Annotated in this window: 16 protein-coding genes; 11 read left to right on the forward strand and 5 right to left on the reverse strand. The window is 70.5% G+C overall.

The window, feature by feature from the left end; genetic code table 11:
* Positions 1 to 28: 28 nt before the first annotated feature.
* Positions 29 to 1174: a sugar ABC transporter substrate-binding protein gene (locus ACWCQ1_RS07600; RefSeq protein ID WP_451026045.1), complete on the reverse strand. Its 1146-nt coding sequence runs from the start codon at positions 1172 to 1174 to the stop codon at positions 29 to 31.
* Positions 1175 to 1386: 212 nt separating this feature from the next.
* On the opposite strand from ACWCQ1_RS07600, the gene ACWCQ1_RS07605 reads away from it, so the two are divergent.
* Both ACWCQ1_RS07605 and ACWCQ1_RS07610 read left to right on the forward strand, forming a co-directional pair.
* Positions 1387 to 2451: a chitinase gene (locus ACWCQ1_RS07605; RefSeq protein WP_358597681.1), complete on the forward strand. Its 1065-nt coding sequence runs from the start codon at positions 1387 to 1389 to the stop codon at positions 2449 to 2451.
* 151 nt (positions 2452 to 2602) lie between these two features.
* Positions 2603 to 3469, forward strand: a complete 867-nt coding sequence (locus ACWCQ1_RS07610) for an SCO2400 family protein (protein WP_451026046.1) — start codon at positions 2603 to 2605, stop codon at positions 3467 to 3469.
* Here the strand turns inward: ACWCQ1_RS07610 and ACWCQ1_RS07615 are convergent.
* A complete protein-coding gene (locus ACWCQ1_RS07615) occupies positions 3447 to 4115 on the reverse strand; it encodes a DUF4328 domain-containing protein (RefSeq protein ID WP_451026047.1) in 669 nt (222 codons plus the stop codon). The two genes, ACWCQ1_RS07610 and ACWCQ1_RS07615, sit on opposite strands and share 23 nt — an antisense overlap.
* 362 nt (positions 4116 to 4477) lie before the next feature.
* On the opposite strand from ACWCQ1_RS07615, the gene ACWCQ1_RS07620 reads away from it, so the two are divergent.
* Together ACWCQ1_RS07620 and ACWCQ1_RS07625 are read left to right on the forward strand one after the other, a co-directional pair.
* Positions 4478 to 4888 (forward strand): hypothetical protein, encoded by a 411-nt coding sequence (locus ACWCQ1_RS07620; RefSeq protein ID WP_451026048.1) that lies wholly within the window; start codon positions 4478 to 4480, stop codon positions 4886 to 4888.
* A 220-nt stretch (positions 4889 to 5108) separates the two neighbouring features.
* Positions 5109 to 5573 (forward strand): hypothetical protein, encoded by a 465-nt coding sequence (locus ACWCQ1_RS07625; RefSeq protein ID WP_451026049.1) that lies wholly within the window; start codon positions 5109 to 5111, stop codon positions 5571 to 5573.
* Here the strand turns inward: ACWCQ1_RS07625 and ACWCQ1_RS07630 are convergent.
* The gene (locus ACWCQ1_RS07630) at positions 5566 to 6003 is read right to left on the reverse strand and encodes an ATP-binding protein (protein WP_358597667.1); all 438 of its coding nucleotides are present in this window, start codon (positions 6001 to 6003) and stop codon (positions 5566 to 5568) included. The two genes, ACWCQ1_RS07625 and ACWCQ1_RS07630, sit on opposite strands and share 8 nt — an antisense overlap.
* Positions 6004 to 6213: 210 nt before the next feature.
* Here ACWCQ1_RS07630 and ACWCQ1_RS07635 point away from each other — a divergent pair, with 210 nt between their 5' ends.
* On the forward strand, positions 6214 to 7095 hold the full coding sequence (locus tag ACWCQ1_RS07635; RefSeq protein ID WP_358597664.1) for a helix-turn-helix domain-containing protein: 882 nt from the start codon (positions 6214 to 6216) through the stop codon (positions 7093 to 7095).
* Positions 7096 to 7100: 5 nt separating this feature from the next.
* On the forward strand, positions 7101 to 7295 hold the full coding sequence (locus ACWCQ1_RS07640) for a DUF397 domain-containing protein (protein ID WP_358597661.1): 195 nt from the start codon (positions 7101 to 7103) through the stop codon (positions 7293 to 7295).
* 24 nt (positions 7296 to 7319) lie between these two features.
* Here the strand turns inward: ACWCQ1_RS07640 and ACWCQ1_RS07645 are convergent, their stop codons facing one another.
* Together ACWCQ1_RS07645 and ACWCQ1_RS07650 are read right to left on the reverse strand one after the other, a co-directional pair.
* Positions 7320 to 9287: an NHL repeat-containing protein gene (locus ACWCQ1_RS07645; protein WP_358597658.1), complete on the reverse strand. Its 1968-nt coding sequence runs from the start codon at positions 9285 to 9287 to the stop codon at positions 7320 to 7322.
* A gap of 135 nt (positions 9288 to 9422) precedes the next feature.
* Positions 9423 to 9824, reverse strand: a complete 402-nt coding sequence (locus ACWCQ1_RS07650) for a luciferase domain-containing protein (RefSeq protein WP_133044058.1) — start codon at positions 9822 to 9824, stop codon at positions 9423 to 9425.
* Positions 9825 to 10070: 246 nt separating this feature from the next.
* Between ACWCQ1_RS07650 and pstC the strand changes: the two genes are divergently transcribed.
* From pstC to ACWCQ1_RS07675, 5 genes are all read left to right on the forward strand, one after another.
* On the forward strand, positions 10071 to 11087 hold the full coding sequence (pstC, locus tag ACWCQ1_RS07655) for a phosphate ABC transporter permease subunit PstC (protein ID WP_358597655.1): 1017 nt from the start codon (positions 10071 to 10073) through the stop codon (positions 11085 to 11087).
* A gap of 1 nt (position 11088) precedes the next feature.
* A complete protein-coding gene (pstA, locus tag ACWCQ1_RS07660; protein ID WP_358597652.1) occupies positions 11089 to 12381 on the forward strand; it encodes a phosphate ABC transporter permease PstA in 1293 nt (430 codons plus the stop codon).
* Positions 12381 to 14048 carry a substrate-binding domain-containing protein gene (locus ACWCQ1_RS07665; RefSeq protein ID WP_358597650.1) on the forward strand — a complete coding sequence of 556 codons (1668 nt, stop codon included), beginning with the start codon at positions 12381 to 12383 and terminating at the stop codon, positions 14046 to 14048. Before pstA ends, ACWCQ1_RS07665 begins: the two co-directional genes overlap by 1 nt.
* Positions 14045 to 16651 (forward strand): hypothetical protein, encoded by a 2607-nt coding sequence (locus ACWCQ1_RS07670; protein WP_358597647.1) that lies wholly within the window; start codon positions 14045 to 14047, stop codon positions 16649 to 16651. Before ACWCQ1_RS07665 ends, ACWCQ1_RS07670 begins: the two co-directional genes overlap by 4 nt.
* 253 nt (positions 16652 to 16904) lie before the next feature.
* The gene (locus ACWCQ1_RS07675; RefSeq protein WP_451026050.1) at positions 16905 to 18899 is read left to right on the forward strand and encodes an Ig-like domain repeat protein; all 1995 of its coding nucleotides are present in this window, start codon (positions 16905 to 16907) and stop codon (positions 18897 to 18899) included.
* Positions 18900 to 18973 lie beyond the last annotated feature (74 nt).

An 18973-nucleotide genomic window follows, 5' to 3' on the forward strand; every position in this document is an offset into this window, starting at 1 on the left:
GGGCCTGTGAACAGTGGTAAAAGCGGCCCTACTTCAGGCCGATGGCCGTGCAGTCCGCCGCGTACTTCGCCGTGCAGATGTCCTTGACGGTGTAGACGCCGTCCTTGATCACCGTGTCCTTGATGTTGCTCTTGGTGAGGGCGACCACCGGCACCAGCATCGCCGGGATGTCCTTCCGCGTCGGGCTGTCGATCGTGTCCTGCGTCATCGCGTCGAAGGCGATGTCCCGCCCCTGCACCTTGTAGACCGCCATCTCCGCGGCGCCCTGCGCCTCCAGCAGGAAGGACTTGTAGACCGTCATGGTCTGCTCGCCGGCGACGATCCGCTGCACCGCGTCGAGGTTGGCGTCCTGCCCGGTCACCGGCGGCAGCTTGGTGGCGCCCGACTGCTCCAGTTCGTCGATGACGGCGCCCGCCATGCCGTCGTTGGCCGAGTAGACGGCCGCGATGTTCTTCAGGCCGACCGACGCGATCGCCTTCGCCATGTTGGCCTTGGCGACCTCGGGCAGCCACTCCCTGGTGTCGTACGACTTGGCGATGACGACCCGGCCCTTGAGCTCGCTCAGCGCCCCCTCCTTGAACAGCGCCGTGTTGGGGTCGGCCGGCGAGCCGTTCATCATGACGATCTTGCTGGTGGCGGCCTTGTCCCCGAGCGCGTCGACGATCGCCCGCCCCTGCACCTCGCCCACCAGCTCGTTGTCGTGGCTGACATAGGCGTCGATCGGGCCCTGCGCGAGCCGGTCGTACGCGATGACGGGTATCCCGGCGTCCTTGGCCTTCCGGACGCCCGGCGCGATCGCCCTGGCGTCCACCGCGTCGACGAGGATCACGTCCACCTTGTCGGCGACGAGCTGCGCGAACTGCTTGTTCTGCCGGGAGGCGCTGGCCCCGGCGTTGGCGTACACGACCTTGCCCTTGCCGCCGGTGAGGGAGGCGACCCGGGACTTGATGAGGGGGTAGTCGAACCGTTCGAAACGGGCCGTGTCCTTGTCGGGCAGCAGCAGGCCCACCTTGATGTCCTCCCGCCGGGACGGGGTGGAGGAGTCGCCGCTGCCGGTGACGCCGTCGACGACACCGCAGCCGCCGAGCAGCAGCACACCGGCGGCGGCGAGGGGGAGGACGAGGGGGACGGCGGGGCGAAGTGCGGTGGTTCTGCGGGGAGTTCGTGCGTTCACGTGCGAGGTGCCTTCCGGGCGGGAGGGGAGCGGGCCACGGTGACTGAGAAGCCAACGGCGCTGTGAAGGTCAGGTCAAGACATCTGGATGTCTTTTCGCGAATACCCACGGAATCTCCCCGCCCTCTTATGGCGGCGCCGCGGTGGAACGGTTGGTCAGGCAACAGTAAAGAACCTTGACAGTGGAATGGTCTAGTCCAACTATGGGTCGCCATGAGACGACCCCGCGCGCTGCGTGCGCTGCTGTCCTGCATCTCGGTGACCGGCCTTGCGGCCGGTCTCGTCGCCCTCGGAGGAGGTGGCGCGCTCGCGGCCGAGCAGGCGCCCGCCCATCCCGTACGGCCCCTGCCCGCCCAGGTGGCGGCTCCCTACTTCGAGGCCTGGACCGGCGACAGCCCGGCCGCACTGGCGGCCGCCTCCGGCAACAAGTACCTGACCATGGCCTTCCTCCAGACGGACAAGCCCGGTTCCTGCACCGCGTACTGGAACGGCGACACCACCCAGCCCATCTCCAAGTCCACCTTCGGCGCGGACATCGCGGCCATCCAGGCCCGCGGCGGCAACGTCATCCCCTCGTTCGGCGGCTACGGCGCCGACACCACGAACACCGAACTCGCGGACAGCTGCACGGACGTCGACTCCATCGCCAAGGTCTACGAGAGCCTGGTGACGACGTACGGCATCACCCGCATCGACCTCGACGTCGAGGTCGACTCGATCACCAACGCGGCGGGGATCGACCGCCGCAACAAGGCGATCGCGCAGGTGCAGCGCTGGGCGGCGCGCACGGGACGGCAGGTGCAGTTCTCGTACACGCTCCCCACGACGAACACCGGACTCGCGCCCAGCGGGGTCGCGTTGCTGCAGAACGCCGTCGACAACCACGCCCGTGTGGACGTCGTGAACATCATGACGTTCGACTACTGGGACGGCGCCACGCACGACATGGCCGCCGACACCGTGACGGCCGCGACCGGCCTGCACAGCCAGCTCACCGCGCTGTACCCGAAGTCGGACCCGGCCCGGCTGTGGCACCGCATCGGTGTCACGGAGATGCCCGGCATCGACGACTTCGGCCCCGAGGAGACGTTCACCACGCAGGACGCGGTGAAGGTGGAGCACTGGGCCGCGGCGCGGGGCATCAACACCCTCTCCTTCTGGGCGCTCCAGCGGGACAACGGCGGCTGCGTGGGCACGGCGGGCGCCAACTCCTGCTCCGGGATCGCGCAGGACACGTGGTACTTCAGCCACGCGTTCGAGCGGTTCACCCGGGGCTGAAGGGTCCGTACAGGCGCACTTCCGGCACCGTCTGGAACTTCAGCGCCGAATGTGTGCAGGAGCCCCACAAGGACTCCATAGACTCTTGCGAATCCCTCGTTAGCGTTGCAGGCCGTTCGATCCCTCGTGCGAATGGTCAGGTAAACAGCGGATGGACTACTGCTCCTCGTGCCGCCGGCACCTCAACGGCGCTCTGGTGTGCCCCGGTTGCGGTGCCTATGCGCCCGATATCGCGCCGGTGACCGGGGCCGGCCGGATGGCCCCGGCTCTCGCCACACCGGCGAGCTGGCCGGAACCGGCCCCCGGGCCGTCCGCCGAACTCGCCGAACTCGCCGAACCCGAGGACATGTCCGAGCACCTGGAGGATGTGCCGTCCGCCCCGGCGGGCCGGGCGGCACGCCGCCGCCAGCGGGCGCGCTGGAAGAAGAACCAGCGCCGCGCGGTGGTGGCGACCGCCGTCGCGCTCGTCGGCGGCGGCCTGACGGTCGCCTCGATGGACAGCGGCTCCGGCGACCGCAGCCAGGCCTCGGCGGGCCCCGACCTCACGAGCATGGGCGCGGAGGAGCAGCCCGCGGTGGAGCCGACGGACGCCCCCGCCTCCCCGACCGCGCTCCACACCTCACGCGGCGACTCCTCCCGGCCCGCCACGACCGGCGGCAAGCACCGCCGCACCACGCCGACAGCGGCACACACCGACTCGGCGCACACCGCGCCGTACAGCGCCTCCACGTCACACACGTCCTCGACGGACACGCGGCCGCGGACGGCGAACACGTCATCGACGACGACCACGGGTGGTACGAGCGCGAAGTCGAACCAGTCGACGTCGTCTACGTCCTCTTCATCCTCTTCGTCGTCTTCATCGTCCTCGTCCTCAACGTCGTCCACGTCGGCCGGTGACACCGGTACGTCCGGAACGTCGTCCCAGTCCTCCGGCACGAGCTCGAACACGAACACCAACACGGCCTCGACGTCCCCGTCGGGCCTGTGCGTGCTCAATCTGATCTGCGTGAGCTGAAGTTCCGGCTGAGGGCGCGGACGACGAAGATGCCGGCGACGGCCGCGCCCACGATGGCGGCGTCGGACACCAGGAGCGTCCCGACGTTCGTGTAGGCGCGGGCGATGATCTGGTCCGTGGAGTCGGCGGACATCAGTCCGACACCGCTGAACAGCCCGATCAGCCAGAACACCCACCACACGTTCACGGACCGTGGCAGCCGCTCGCCGGGCGCGCTGTCACGGTGGACCTCGGCGACGATGCCGCGCGGGAACCAGAGGTTGACGACCGGGACGACCCAGCCGAGGAAGACCCACAGCCCGGAGTAGCGAGGCCGCTTCCCGGACAGCTCACGGGCGTTGTCCCGCGCGCGCCCCAGCCATCCGAGGAACGCCACCGCGCAGATGACCACGGCGATCCCGCAGACCGAGACGACCAGGTGGTACTGGTTCTCCAGCCCGGTCAGCGGTCGATGCACCCCGTTCCCCTGATCCGGCGCCCCGGACGCGGGCTCCCCCGTCACGGCCAGCCGTATCTCCCATATCGCCCGCACCGTCCACGCGGCCCCGGCGAGAGCGAGCGCCCCGACGGCGAACCGGGCGGCTCCGCCCATGGGGTGCGGGGCGGGGGTGGGGCGGGGGGCAGGGGGTGCTATGTGATCGTTCACCGGAGCATCCTGGCGCACAACGGCGTTGGCTGACCACCGCCAAAGTACGCCGACGGCACCCACTGCACCGCCCGGGTGAAGTAGTGGGCGTCAACGCGGCCTTGGTGTGGAGCCACATGCCGACCGACCTCGGGACGAAAGGACGGACAAGGAAACCGAGTTGGTCGGCGTCTGAGCCACGAGGGACAGACAGCCACGCTCCGGCTCGTCGCCCATGTCGGCGAGCCGGAGCGCCGTTCTGCTTGCATCGGATTGTCTCCGAATCGCGGCCGAGGCCGCCTGGCTGATCTAGTCTCGCCTCAGCGTCGAGACAAGAGACGGCGAAAGGACGAAGGTGCGTCTGTCTGTGAAGCGCTGCGCCCTTGCCGCCGTACTCACCGTGGCCGGCTGCGGCCTCGCCCTACGTCACCCGTGGCCCCCACGCCGCCTCGGTCGACAAACCCCCGAAACTCGCCTCGGACGGCATCACCACCCTGGTCAGCGGGTCGCGCCTCAAGGGCAGTGTCATCTATCCGATTCCGGGCCGAGCCAGGGCCGGTGAGGCCCTCGTCATCGCGGTCAACTGTCAGGGGCCCGGTCGGCTCGACGCGGAGGTGCGGGCGGTCGGTATGTCGTTCTCCCTTTCGTGCGAGAAGGGCACGGTGCTACCCGCGTTGAACGAGTTCCAGATGGATTCGAGCCACTCCCTGGGCTCGCTGCGGTTCACCGCGAAGCCGGATGTCATGTGGTCCTTCACCGTTGGCTTGGACCCGCACCCGCCCAAACCCCACTGAGCCGTCTGATCAGTCGAGCGAGCGGAGGATCAATGACGCGGATTCCGCCCGAGAAATACCCGGCCGAGGGCAAGCCCCTGGAACACGGTCCCGCCCACCGGTCGAGGACCCCGGTCACCTACTCCACCGAAACTCCTGCGCTGCGGAGGCTGTGGTGGCGGATCCGCTCCGCGGTCAAGTGGTCGCGAAGAGCATGAGGCGGGTCTCGCGATGGAGCATCGTGCACTGTCCGGACCATGCTCCGGACGGCACTCTCGGCATATGGCGAGTCGGCCTGCCCGGTCGGGTCGGCGGCTACTTCTTGGCTCTCGGCCCTGCGCTGGGCGCGGTGATCACCTGGCTCAGCGCTCTCATCCACCCGAGTGGCCAGAACGTCACCTCCGCGGGCATCGCGACCGCCGTCGCCGTGGGGTTCGGTCTCTTTGCCCGGTGGGTCCTGCTCCGCGTGCGCCTCGAACTCCACGAAGACGTGATCGTCATGGTCAACCCCTGGGGCACGCAGCGACTGGCGTGGTCGCGCGTCAGCGCGGTGATCCTGGGCAACTGGGGAGCGGAGTTCCACACGACGGACGGGTTCAAGTACACGGCGTACGCCCTGAGCGCGCTTGCCGGTGGTACTCGGCAGGACGGGCGGTTCGTCGAGGTGCGGCGGATCGCATCCACGCGACTCCGCTCCACTACGTGACGAAGCCCCTCTTCAGGTCCAGCTCCGCCCAGACCGTCTTGCCGACGATGAGCTTCTCCGTGCCCCAGCGGTCGGCCAGAGTGCCGACGATGAGCAGACCTCTGCCGAACTGGTCGGTGGGGGTGGGTGGTTGAGGGTCGGGGAGGCGTTCGCCTCTCGGGTCGGTCACCGCGATGCGCAGGGCGTCGGCGGTGAGGGTCGTCTCCAGGCGGAACAGGCGGTCACGCAGGCAGCCGTGCAGCAGGGCGTTCGTGCACAACTCACTGGCCAGCAGAGCGGCGTCGCCTGCGGCGTGGGGGTGGCCCCAGGAGACGGCGAGTCGGGCTACGTGGCTTCTGGCGCGGGGGATGTTGTGCGGGTAGGGGGTGTAACTGACGGCGTCGTGGCGGTCGTAGGGCTTGAGGGGGCGGGGAGGGCAGGAGTCCGTCACGCGGCATACCTCCAGGAACGGGGCCGGTCGGGGTGGCTTCGCCGTACGCGGTGCGAGCGGGCAGCACGGTGCACTTCCCCGACGCCGACTTCGCTGAGTGGGTGGTTGAGTACTGACGGTAGCGGCATCACGAGTGGGCCATCAACCTAGTTGGGCAGAAAACTTGATGGCCCTAGGCTGTCGAGTCGACAGGCAGGGAGGGACGGCGGGATGGCAGGCAGGGACCCCGACCGGGGGAAGACGGTCACCACTGTGCTGGGGCGGCGGCTCGGCGGTGAGTTGCTGCGGCTGCGCGAGGCGTGTGCGCTGCGTCAGGCACATGCTGCGGAAGCGTTGACAGCGTCCGTGGCCAAGGTCGCGAAGATCGAGCGGGGCCAGGTCCCGATGCGGGACCCGGATGTCCGTGCACTGTGTCGTCTCTACGGCGAGAGCGACGAGGTGGTGATCGGCAAGCTGTTGGCTCTGGCCAAGGCGGATCGGGAGCGACGTAAGGCCCGCGGATGGTGGAATCAGTACCCGCAGTTGCAGGCGATGGTCGAGTACGTCGCCCTGGAGGACATCGCGACCGGCGTCCGGACCTGGCAGGGCGCCATCGTCCCAGGGCTGCTGCAGACGCCGGACTACGCTCGGGCGCTCGCCGTGGGGAACGGGAACTGGGAGGATCCGGACGAGATCGAGCCGTTCGTCGAGTCCCGGATGGCCCGGCAGACCCGGCTCCACGGTGAGAGCCCGCTGGAGTTGTGGGCGGTCGTGCACGAGGGTGCACTGCGCCAGCTGGTGGGTGGACGAGACGTCATGCGGGCCCAGTTGGAGCACCTGCTGGACATGGCACGGCGACCGAACGTGAAGCTGCAGGTGCTTCCGTTCCTCGCCGGCGCCCATCCTGGGATGACCAGCGCCTTCACCATCGTCTCGTTCGCCGATCCGGGCGCGTTGGACGTGGTCCACGTGGACACCACCTCGTCCACCCTCTGGCTGGAGAGCGATACTGATGCCGACCACCACAACGGGCTCTTCGACCGGATCACGCGAATGAGCCTCGCGCAGCGGAACTCGGTCAGACTGATCGACGGAATCCACAAGGAGTTGTAGTCCTCGTGCCCGCGTTCGAGTTCGTCAGGTCCAGCTACAGCGGCGGCAACGCCGGCCAGGAGTGCGTCGAGATAGCCCGCAACATCCCCGGCACCGTCGCCGTCCGGGACTCCAAGAAAACCCGTGGGCCCGTGCTCCGGTTCGCCGTCTCCGCCTGGGGGTCGTTCCAGGACGGCGTCCGTGCCGGGGACCTGGGGTGAGGTCCCCGGCGCGGGCGGGCGGTGCTAGTTGGTGAAGTAGAGGTACTTCCAGTCGCTCAGCGTCGTCGTGTTGACCGTGTCGCCCGACGCGCCGTTGACGTACGCCGCCCGGACGCGGGCCTTGATGCCGGACTGGCCCGGGGCGCCGAGATTCACGGCCGACTTGCCGTTGGTGCCGAGGGCGAAGTACTGCGGGCTGTCCTCGCTCGGGTACCACGTGCCCTGGTAGTAGATCTCGAGCTCAAGGCGCTGTGCACGGCCCCGGTAGTACGTCATCGTCGTCGTGACGATCGGCGCGGTGTTCTTGTGGAACCAGTAGTACGTGTGCGAGCCGATCGCGGCCTTCTTGTAGTGCTTGGTGATGGCCGTGGAGACGCGGACCTTGGCGAAGGCGTTGACCTTGACGGACTTCGGCGCGTACTGGGCGTCGCCCTTGAAGACCGCCGTGACCGCGGTGTCGCGGGTCATGTCGATGGTCACGGTGAGGTTGCCGCTGGAGTTGACCTTCGCGGACCTGACCAGCTTGTTGGGCTTGTCGGCGCCGAAGGGGTCGGCCCAGATCTCGACCGTGCGGTTCTTGTACGTCTTGCCGAGGTGCGCGGTGAACTTCACGTCCGCGCCGTACCCGTACACCTTGCCGTTGTTGTTGAGGCTGAGCGCGGTCGCCGTGCGGGAGACGGCGACCTTGTCGGACGCGGTCACGGCGGAGTGCTCGGCGTCGCCGGCGTAGGACACCTTGTAGGTGACCGTGCCGCCGGCCGGCGGGGTGTCGGTGAAGGAGTACGTGCCGTCCGAGCGCACCGTGACGGCGGGCAGCGCCTTGCCGTTGGGGGATTCGAGGTCGGTCCGGGTGACCTGGAGCTTCACCCCGGCCGGCAGCGCGACGGACGCCGAGATCCTGCCGGTGACCGTCAGCTTCTTGGCGCGGGGCGCGCTGGAGGGCGCGTTGACCGTGAGGGCCGGGTTGTTCAGGGTCGGGGCCGTGAGCGCCTTGAGGGTGTAGCCGCCGCCGTCCGAGCCCGTGCCGACCAGCGCGAAGACCCGGGAGAGGTCCGGGGCCCAGCGCAGGGCGGCAGGGTAGGAGGTGCCCAGGTCGTAGGTGTGCAGCGGCTGTACGGTGTCGGGCCGGTACGTCAGGACCTTGTGGTCCGACGCCTGGGCGACGACGCCGTTCGGCGCGATGTCGGCGAACTGTCCCGTCGGGTAGGAGCCGGCCGCGGTGAACCTGCCGTCCGCGTAGGCGTCCCGGTCCTTGCCGTTGACGAGGACCTGCTTGCCGCCGGGCACCAGGTCGATGTCCCCGATGCCGCTGTTGAGCGTGTAGTCGCGCTCGTACCAGGAGACCAGCTTCGGCGTGCCGCCGGAGACGTCCAGGACGGCCATCGAGTCGGTGGAGACGCCGGTCTCGCCGACGGCGAGGATGCCGGGCTGGCTCGCGTCGGTGTCCAGCAGGCCCTGGCCCCAGATGCCCGTCCCGGTGCCCTCGGTGGGGAACTGCTGCAGTGTCACCGGGTCGGTGCCGCCCCCCGGGGCCACCGACGGGTCCACCGAGCCCAGGTCGCCGTCCCACTGATCGCCGTAGGTGAACCACACCTTGCCGCCGCTGAAGGCGACATGGCGCGGGCCGGTGTCGGTGGCGACCGTGTAACGGTGCTGGATGTCGAGGGTGGCCGCGTCCAGGGCCACGATCTCGTGGGTGGCGGGCAGGGCCGCGTAGAGGGTGGCGCCGTCGTCCGACACCGCCAGGTCGGTGATGCCGGGGACCCCGCTCGTCGAGTCGACGGTGTTGCCGGAGTAGTCGGCCGCCGTGACCGTGCCGGCCGCCGCGTCGCCGACGAAGACCCGCTTCAGCGCGTCGTCGGCCACGATGCCGCCGGGCGTGGTGACCCGGGCGGCGGCCGCGGAGGCGGTGCCGGCCGCGACGACGCTCAGCGCCGCCGAGGAGAACAGGACAGCAAGCGCTGTCGCGGTCGAGATGCTGCGCGTACGCACAGTGGTGTAACCCCCTGAGGAAAACCCGGTGTACGACCGGGCGGGCGAGTGCGCCGCGCAGCACCCGGCGATGACACACGGGGCGCGGCTGCCCCGGCAGCCTATGTCATGCCTGTGACAGTCGTGGAGGGAATTTCAGCTGTGAGGAGGTTCCGTGACGGCGTCGAGCACGGTCACCCGGCGGAAGTTGCACACCGCGCGCTCGCTCGGCACGCTCCCCGGGCGTCCGCCGGAGTGCGCCTTGAGGGCCACGCTCACGAGGCCCAGCAGCAGGTCCACGTCGGCGTCGCAGTCGAGGTGGACGGTGACCCAACGCGAGCCGGGGACCAGGCGGATGGCGGTCGACTCGGCGAAGTCGTAGTGCAGCCGCTGGATCGCCCGGGCGGTCAGCTGGAGGTCCACATCGCGCTCGGAGTGGAAGTGGACGATCTCGTGGTGGGCGGAGCGCAACGCCCGGCCCGTCCCGCAGTCGGCCGGACACGGGCTGAGGTCGGGCCACGTCTCCAACTGCCGCATGGCTCTCTGGGCCGGTGTCATGTGCCCATGGTGCTGTGCTCACCGCCCGGCCACCAGGGATTGAGGGATCCGTAACCCTTAGGTGACGAAGGTCCGGTTGACCGGACGGCCGCCTCCACATCAGTCCCACCGAAATGACATCAGCCGTTCACCGGTCCTCCACATCCGACTCCTCGCGCCGACAGGAACCGGCCATTGACTTCCCCCGCGCGGCTCGAACACGAGGCCGCATGGGGAAATACCGTTTCCTTTGGGGGGCCCTCAGTGGTGTCCGCAGTGGAGGCTTCCGGCGAACCGGAGCCCGACAGACCCGTTCCCCGCCGGCTCCTCACGGCGCGTGGCCTGGGCGACCGTCTCTTCCGGTACCAGCTCACGGCCACCGGAGTCGCCGTCCTCGCCATCATGGCGGCCGTCGGACTCTTCCTGCTGCTGCGGGCCGCGCAGGCGCTGCGCGTGCGGGGCCTGAAGTTCCTCACCACCGCCGCCTGGCAGCCGGACGTCCACAACTTCGGCATCGCCGCCGTGCTCACCGGCACCCTGCTGATCGCCGCCGTCGCGGTGACGATCTCGGTGCCGCTGGCCGTGGGGACCGCGCTGTTCATCTCCGACGTGGCACCGCGCCGGCTGCGCCACACGCTGGTGACGATGGTCGACCTGATGGCGGCCGTCCCCTCGGTGGTCTACGGGCTGTGGGGACTGTTCTTCCTACAGCAGCACGTGATCGGTCTGTCGCGCTGGCTGTCCGACTGGCTTGGCTGGATACCGCTGTTCACGGTGGACGGCACCCGGCCCGGTGAGCCGCTGGCCTCCGAGAGCGTCTACACCGCCTCCACCTTCGTCGCCGGGATCGTGGTGGCGCTGATGGTCGCGCCGATCCAGTGCTCGGTGATGCGCGAGGTGTTCGCGCAGGCCCCGGCCGGCGAGCGCGAGGGGGCGTACGCGCTGGGCGCGACCCGCTGGGGGATGATCCGCGCGGTCGTCCTGCCGTACGGCAAGGGCGGCATCATCGGCGGCACGATGCTCGGGCTCGGGCGGGCACTCGGCGAGACCATCGCCGTGTACCTGATCATCTCGCCGGTCTTCGTGATCCAGCCGCACATCGTGCAGACCGGTTCCAACTCGGTGTCCTCGCTGATCGCCCTGCACTACGGCGACGCGTCCACCTTCGGCATGTCGGCGCTGATGGCGGCGGGCCTGGCGCTGTTCCTGCTCACCCTGGCGGTCAACTTCACCGCCTCCTCCATCGTGGCCCGCTCCCGGTCCGGCGCGCAGAGCGAGGCATGAGATGACCGTCGTCGAAGAGACCGGCCTGACCGAAGGCCGAGGAGAAAAAACCGACGTCCGGAAGGACGCCGACGGCCCGGTGGACGCCGTCCCCGGGTCCGGACTCCCCGACCGTCCCCGCCGTATCGGCGGCGTCAGCCGCTCCGGAGTGCTGTCCCTGGCCGGCGCCGCCGTCTCGGGCCTCTGTGTCGCCGTGCTGCTGTTCGGCGAAGTCGCCCCCTTCTCGGGCACGTTGGGCTTCACCGTCACCGCGTACGCGGCCTTCCTCGCCATCTACGCGGTGCTGACCGGCCTGGAGGAGGACCGGCAGGCGGTACGGGACCGGGTGATGACGGTCGTGCTGTGGACGGCGGCCGCGCTGCTGTTCACCGCGCTCACCCTCGTCGTCGGCTTCACCGCCTGGCGCGGCCGCGAGGCCCTGCCGCACGGCAACTTCTTCACCCAGGACATGCAGGCGGCGGGCCCCCTGGACCCGCTGACCAACGGCGGTATCGCGCACGCGATGCTCGGCACGCTCATCATGATCACGATCGCGCTGGCCATCACGGTCCCGCTGGGCCTGGCCTGCGCGGTCTACCTGAACCAGATCCCGGGCCGCTTCTCCCGGTTCGTGCGCACCATCGTCGAGGCGATGACCGCGCTGCCGTCGATCGTCGCCGGCCTGATGGTGTACGCGGTCTGGATCCTCGGTCTCGGCATGCAGAAGTCGGGCCTCGCGGCCGGGTTCGCGATCAGCGTGATGATGCTGCCGATCGTGATCCGTGCCTCGGACGTGGTGCTGCGCCTGGTCCCCGGCACGCTGACGGAGGCGGCGGAGGCGCTGGGCGCTCCGCGCTGGCGGACCGTCTGGCACGTCGTCCTGCCCACCGCGCGCTCGGGGCTGGCCACCGCGGTCATCCTCGGCACCGCCCGCGGTATCGGCGAGACGTCCCCGGTCCTGCTGACGGCGGGCTACACGGCGGCCCTCAACGGCGACCCGGCCAACGGCCCGATGATCTCCCTCCCGCTGGCCGTCTTCACCTTCGTCAGGTCCCCCGAGCCCACGATGATCGCCCGCGGCTTCGGAGCGGCGGCGGTCCTGATGGCCCTGGTCCTGGTGCTGTTCGCGATCGCCCGGGTGATCGGCGGAAGGGGACCGGGCCACCAGAGCAAGCGCCAGGCCCGCAGGACGGCGAAGGCGTCCCGCCGGGACGAGGAGAGGTTCGCCGAACTGCACGCTCCCGCACTGCAGTTGTTCGACAGCGGTTCCCAAGACGACACCGAGCAGACCAACGACTCCGGAGACAGTCACTGATGTCCAGCCCTGTCATCAACGCCCTCCGCCGGCTGGGCGTCCTCGCCGCGCTGCTGGGCATCCTGGCCGTTCCGACAGCCGCCACCCCCGCCTCCGCCGACAGCTACACGCCGATCGCCGGCGCCGGATCCACCTGGGCCGAGAACGCCGTCGACGAGTGGCGCCGGGCTGTCAACCAGTACGGCATGCGCATCAGCTACGCCGGCACCGGCTCCTCGGACGGCCGCCGTCAGTTCCTCTCCGGCACCGTCGACTTCGCGGTCTCGGACATCCCCTTCCAGACCCACCCCACCGACGGAAGCGCGGCCGAACGCCCCGCGCAGGGGTCGTACGCCTACATGCCGATCGTCGCCGGCGGCACCGTCTTCATGTACCACCTGACGGTCAACGGCCGGCGCGTCACCAACCTCCGCCTCTCCGGCGACGTCGTCACCAAGATCTTCACCGGGGTCGTCAAGACCTGGGACGACCCGGCGATCAAGGCCGACAACCCCGGTCTGCAGCTCCCGCACCGCCCGGTCGTCCCGGTCGTCCGCTCCGACGGCTCCGGCTCCACCGCCCAGTTCACGATGTGGATGGCCAACCAGCACAGGGCGCTGTGGCAGGCGTACTGCGCCAAGGTCGGCCGCTCCGGGGCGTGCGGACAGACCTCGTACTACCCGACCGTCTCCGGCATGATCGCCCAGTCCGGCGACCTCGGCGTCGCGGGCTACGTCGCGCAGAACTACGGCGAGGGCGCGATCGGCTACGTCAACTACTCCTACGCCCTCAACGCGCACTATCCGGTCGCCAAGGTCCTCAACCACGCCGGCTACTACACCGAGCCGACCCCGCAGAACGTGGCGGTCTCGCTGCTCAAGGCGAAGATCAACACCAACAAGAGCTCGCCGGACTACCTCACCCAGCAGCTCGACGGCGTCTACACCGACAGCGACCGCCGCAACTACCCGCTCTCCAGCTACTCGTACATGATCCTGCCGCTGAAGGTGCAGGGCACCTTCACCAAGGCCAAGGGCAAGACGCTGGGCGCGTTCTCGTACTACTTCATGTGCCAGGGCCAGCAACAGGCGCCGCAGCTGGGCTACTCGCCGCTGCCCATCAACCTCGTGCAGGCCGGCTTCGACCAGATCCGCCGCATCCCGGGTGTGCAGACGCAGAACATCAACATCAGGGGTTGCAACAACCCGACCTTCACCGCCAACGGCCGCAACAAGCTCGCGGAGACGGCTCCCTACCCGGCCGCCTGCGACAAGAAGGGCGCGGCTCCCTGCACGAGCGGCAGCGGCGGCGCCAAGTCCGGCAGCTCGAGCGGTGGTTCGGGCGGCAGCGGCACGGGCGGGTCCGCGGGCGGTTCGGCCGGCGGGTCCTCCGCCGGCACGGCGGCCGGGGGCGGTACGGCGGCCGGGGGCGCCGGTGCCTCCGCGCAGCCCTCCGTGGACCCCGACACCGGGCAGACCATCGCCGCCGACGGCACGGGTACCGGGGCGGCCACGACCGCGGGCGGCACCATCGCCCTCGCGCAGCCCGTCGCGGTGGCCGGACACAGCGGCTGGACGACCACGCAGACCCTGATGGTGCTCGCCGTCTTCCTGGTGCTCGGTCTGGTCCTGCTGCCCTCGCTGGTCTCCCGCCTCATCAGCCGCGCCTCGGACGGGGGTTCGCGATGAACCGGGTACGACGTCTGCTGCTGAGGGTCGTCGCCGGGACCGCCGTCGGCACGCTCGCGGGACTCGCGGTCGCCCAGTCGGCACCGCCGGCGACGGCGGCGAGCTCCTCCGCCGTCACGGTGCCGGGGCGCGGGGAGTTCAGCGCCATGAAGTTCACGGTCTCCCAGACCAGCCATCTCACCAGCCAGGCGATCACCGTCTCCTGGACCGGCGGCACCCCCACGACCTTCGCGGGCACGCAATTCAACACGGACTTCGTGCAGATCATGCAGTGCTGGGGCGACGACGACGGCACGGTGCCGGCCAACCCCGGTCCGCCGCGCACCCAGTGCCAGTACGGCGCCTCGCCGACCACCGACCGCACCAGCTGGCCGGGCAACGACTACGACGACACCCGCAGGGTCTTCTACAGCGCCGACCCCACCAACTACGGCCAGGACAACCGGTACGGCGCCGCCAACCCGAACGCGCCCGGTGAGGTCCCCTTCAAGTCAGTCGACGGCACCACGGTCACCACGAACACCCAGAACAACCCGTTCTTCAACCGCAACACCACCAACGAGGTCGACTTCGCCCGCACCGGCGCCGGCGGCACCGGCACCGAGTACTTCGAGGTGCAGACCGCCAACGAGGCCCCGCACCTGGGCTGCGGCCTGCCGGTGAAGACGAACGGCGTGACGAAGCCGCGCGACTGCTGGCTGGTGATCGTCCCGCAGGGCCACCTCGACCTCGACGGCAAGCCGTACGCCGACCACAGCCAGGTCAACGCGGGCTCCCCGGTGTCCTCCACCAACTGGCAGAACCGCATCGCGATCCCGCTGCACTTCAACTCGGTCGGCACCAACTGCGCCCTCGGCGCGAAGGAACGCCCCACCACCGGCAGCGAGCTGGCCGCCGACGCCATGACCAGCTGGCAGGCGGCGCTGTGCCCGGCCGGGAAGGTGTACAGCTACACCGAGCAGGGCGAGCCCGACGCCCGGGGCCGGCTCGGCAACGACGGCTCCTCCGGACTCGCCTTCACCACCCGGGCACTCGGGGCCGACGCCAGCTCGGCCGCGCCCCCGGACAAAACGACGTACGCGCCGGTCGCGCTCTCCGGAGCCGTCATCGGCTTCACCATCGAACGCAGACCGAAGGCGGGGGCGCCCGACTCGGTGACGAAGCTCGCCGGCACGAAGGTGGAGTCGATCCGGCTCACGCCCCGGCTGGTCGCCAAGCTGCTCACCGAGTCCTACCGCAACTCGCCCTGGGGAGCGGTGGTCGCCTCCACCGTCGCCAAGAAGTACGGCTGGGCGAGGAACAACCCTGCGGGCCTCGCGAGCGACCCCGAGTTCATCGCGCTCAACCCCGAGTTCGCGTATCTGTCGGTCGCCGAGACCCCGGCCACCGACACCGACCTGATGACCTCGCTCGGCCACAGCGACACCGCGCACGACCTGTGGCAGTGGATCCGGTCCGACAAGGAGGCCCGGCAGTTCCTCGCCGGTGTCCCCGACGACGACGGGATGCGGGTCAACCCGTACTACAGCACCAACGCCGACCTGAACCCGACCGGCGCCGCCTTCGACCCGTCGAACCTCGACGAGTACCCGAAGAGCGACCCCTGGTGCACGATCCCGCCCGGCACCGGCGCCACCCTCCAGCAGTGCATGACCGACTTCCACCCGTACGTCGACGACATGCACGCCGGTGCCCTGCACACCCGGCGCGCCGACATCCTGTGGAAGTCCACCTGGGACCCGCTGGCCAGCCCGCCGGCCTTCAAGAGCCCCGGCCCGCAGATGGTCGGCTCCCGCTTCGTCATCACCGTCACGGACGCGGCCTCCGCGGCCCGCTACGGGCTGCAGACGGCCCAACTGCGCAACGCGGCGGGCAAGTTCGTCGCCCCGACGACCGGCTCCCTGACCGCCGCCGCGAAGAGCGCCGCCGGGAAGACGGTCGCCGAGATCACCCCGGCGGGCGCCACCGCGAAGAACGCCTATCCCCTGTCCCAGCTGGTCTACGCGGCCGCCCGCCCGGCCAAGCTCACCGCCGACGCCCGCCGGGACTACGCGGCCCTGCTGCGGTACGCGGCGGGCAACGGGCAGCTCAGCGGCGCCGACCCGGGCCGGCTGCCCGCCGGGTACGCCCCGCTGCCGCAGCCGCTGCGCGCCCGTGCCCTGCAGGTCGCCGGCACGCTCGAGCACTACAAGGGCGGCTCCGCGGACGGCGGTTCCGGGTCGTCCGCGGGGTCCGGCGGCAGCGGCACGGGCGGCTCGACCGGCTCCGGGTCCTCTGGCGGCACCGGGACCGACGGCGGCACCGGTACGCCGAGCGCGGGCGCGAGCACCTCGCCGAGCCCGCAGGCCTCGTACGGCGGCGGGAAGGCCGTGCAGACGACGGCCGCCGGCAACACCCCCGCCGACCCGGCCAACCCGCTGCGCTACGCCGTCCCGGTCGGTGCCGCCCTCGGCGCCGTGGCCGGCGCGGGCGCCCCCTTCGCGGGCGGCGGCCGACCCCGCCTGCCGCTGCGGATGCCGCTGCCGGGCGGCCGGACGGTGACGCTCGTGCCCGACACCCTGCCGGAGCGGCTGCGCAAGCTGCTGCCGCCGGGCCGGGGGTGAGCACCGTGCCACGGACCGGGGCGAGCACCGGCCCGCCGCCGGGCGGCGGTTGACGCCCACCGCCCGGCGGACCGCCCCCGCGCCCCATGCCCCTCGGCGCGCGGCCCTCACCGGCCCGCGTCCCACCCTCCGAGCCGAGCCCCCACGGGGCCCGCGCTCCCACAGACGGCCGTCCGCCCCGAAAGGCAGTCGGGGCGGACGGCCCGTACCACCCTGCCAGATCCACCCCTTCGCACAGTCACGGAGACTCTCGATGCGCAGAACGCGCTCTACGGCGGCGCTCGTCGCCGCCGCCGTGGTGGCCGGCGGCCTGGCTCTCGCGAGCCCGGCGTACGCCGACCCCACCCCCGCGGGGACCTTCCGCCAGCTGGTCGGCGTGGGCTCCGACACCACCCAGGACGTGCTCAACGCCCTGGCCGGCGACACCGTGGCCGGCAAGAGCTACGCCGCCACCGCCGTGAAGTCGGCGAGCGGTGCCGGCATCGCCTCCTACGACGCGATCGAGCCCGGCACCGGCTCCACCACCTCGAACATCACGACCCGCTCCGGCGGCCCGTCCTTCCTGCGCCCGAACGGATCCGGCAAGGGCCGCCTCGCCCTGAGCGAGTCGCTGACCGGCGACAAGTTCCCGGACTCCTCCGGCGTCGCCATCAAGGGCCAGGTCGACTTCGCCCGCTCCTCCAGCGGGCCGTCCTTCTCCGGCAGCGCGCTCACCTACATCCCGATGGCGCGTGACGCGATCGGCGTGGCGGTGCGCGGCTCCGGCCTGGACACCCTGACGGTGGCCCAGCTGCACGACATCTACGTCGGCACGCTGACCACGGTGAACGGCCAGACCGTGCACCCGAAGATCCCGCAGAGCGGTTCGGGCACGCGGAAGTTCTTCCTGTCCATCCTCGGCCTGCAGGACGCGGACCTCGCCCCGAGCGTCCAGGCGGTCCAGGAGAACCAGGGCAACAGCGCGCTCACCGAGGCCGGCGCCCTCGTCCCGTTCTCCGTCGGCAGCTGGATCGCCCAGAACAACGGCGTGGCCCCCGACTACACCACGACCTCGGTCGCGGCCGGCGGTCACCTGGCCGCCATTCAGCTGCCGGGCGACGCCGGCGCCACCAGCCCGGTGACCACGGTCAACGGCAAGCTCGCGCCGGTCCAGCCGTACTACGAGAACTCCACCTTCGGCCGCGACGTCTTCAACGTCGTGCCGACCCGGGCGATCGACCCGACGAGCATCTTCTTCGACAAGGACCTCTACGACGTCTTCGTCACCAGCGGCAGCCACACCGCCGCCCTGGCCTCCGACGACGCCGAGAAGGTCATCGCCGCCTTCGGCTTCGTCAACGAGTCCTACAACGGCTCCGTCAACCTGGCCCGGCACGCCAAGCAGGGCGGCCTGGAGGAGTCGGGCATCTCCACCGCCGTGCCCGCCGCGCCGGCGCTGAAGGCCACGCCGGGTGACGCGAGCCTGAAGCTGAGCTGGACCGCCCCGTCCGCGACCGCGTTTCCGCTGACCGACTACCGGGTCACGGTGACCGACGCGGACGGCGGGGTCGTCGCCGTCAAGGACCTGCCGGCCACCACGACCTCGTACACCGTCACGGGTCTGGCCGTGGGCACGTACACCGCCACGGTCACCGGCAACAACATCAACGGCACCGGTGCCGTGTCCACCTGGACCGGCCCGGTCAAGTACAAGAGCGCCACCACCGCCGCGGTCGCCGCGACCCCGTACGGCAAGGCCCCGAAGGTCGCCGTCACCGTGACCGGCAGCCACGGCGTGACGCCCACCGGCAAGGTCACCGTGAAGGAGGGCGCCACCGTCCTCGGCAGCGGCACGCTGGACGCCTCCGGCAAGGTCACCGTGGCCCTGTCGAACCACCTCAAGGTCGCCACGCACTCCCTGACCGTCTCCTACGGCGGCGCCGCGAAGCTGAACGCCTCCTCGGCGACCGCCACCCTGAAGGTCACCAAGGCCACCGCCTCCCTCGCGAGCACCGCGCCCGCCACGGTCAGCCACACCGCGCGCGCCAAGGTCACCGTCAAGGTCACCGCGACCGGCACCACGCCGACCGGCACCGTGAAGATCTACGAGGGCTCCAGGCTGCTCGGCACCGGCACCCTCAGCGGCGGCAAGGTGACGATCACCCTGCCGAAGCTGGCCCGGGGCAAGCACAACCTGCACGCCACCTACTCGGGCTCGGCGACGGTGAACGCCAAGACCGGCCCCGTCTTCACGATCAAGTCCACCTGATCCATCTCCCACCGGGCTGCCGGGGAGGGCCCCTCCTCCCCGGCAGCCCCCCTCTCGAACTTCCCGAAGGAGGC

Source organism: Streptomyces sp. NPDC002144, from assembly GCF_053593695.1.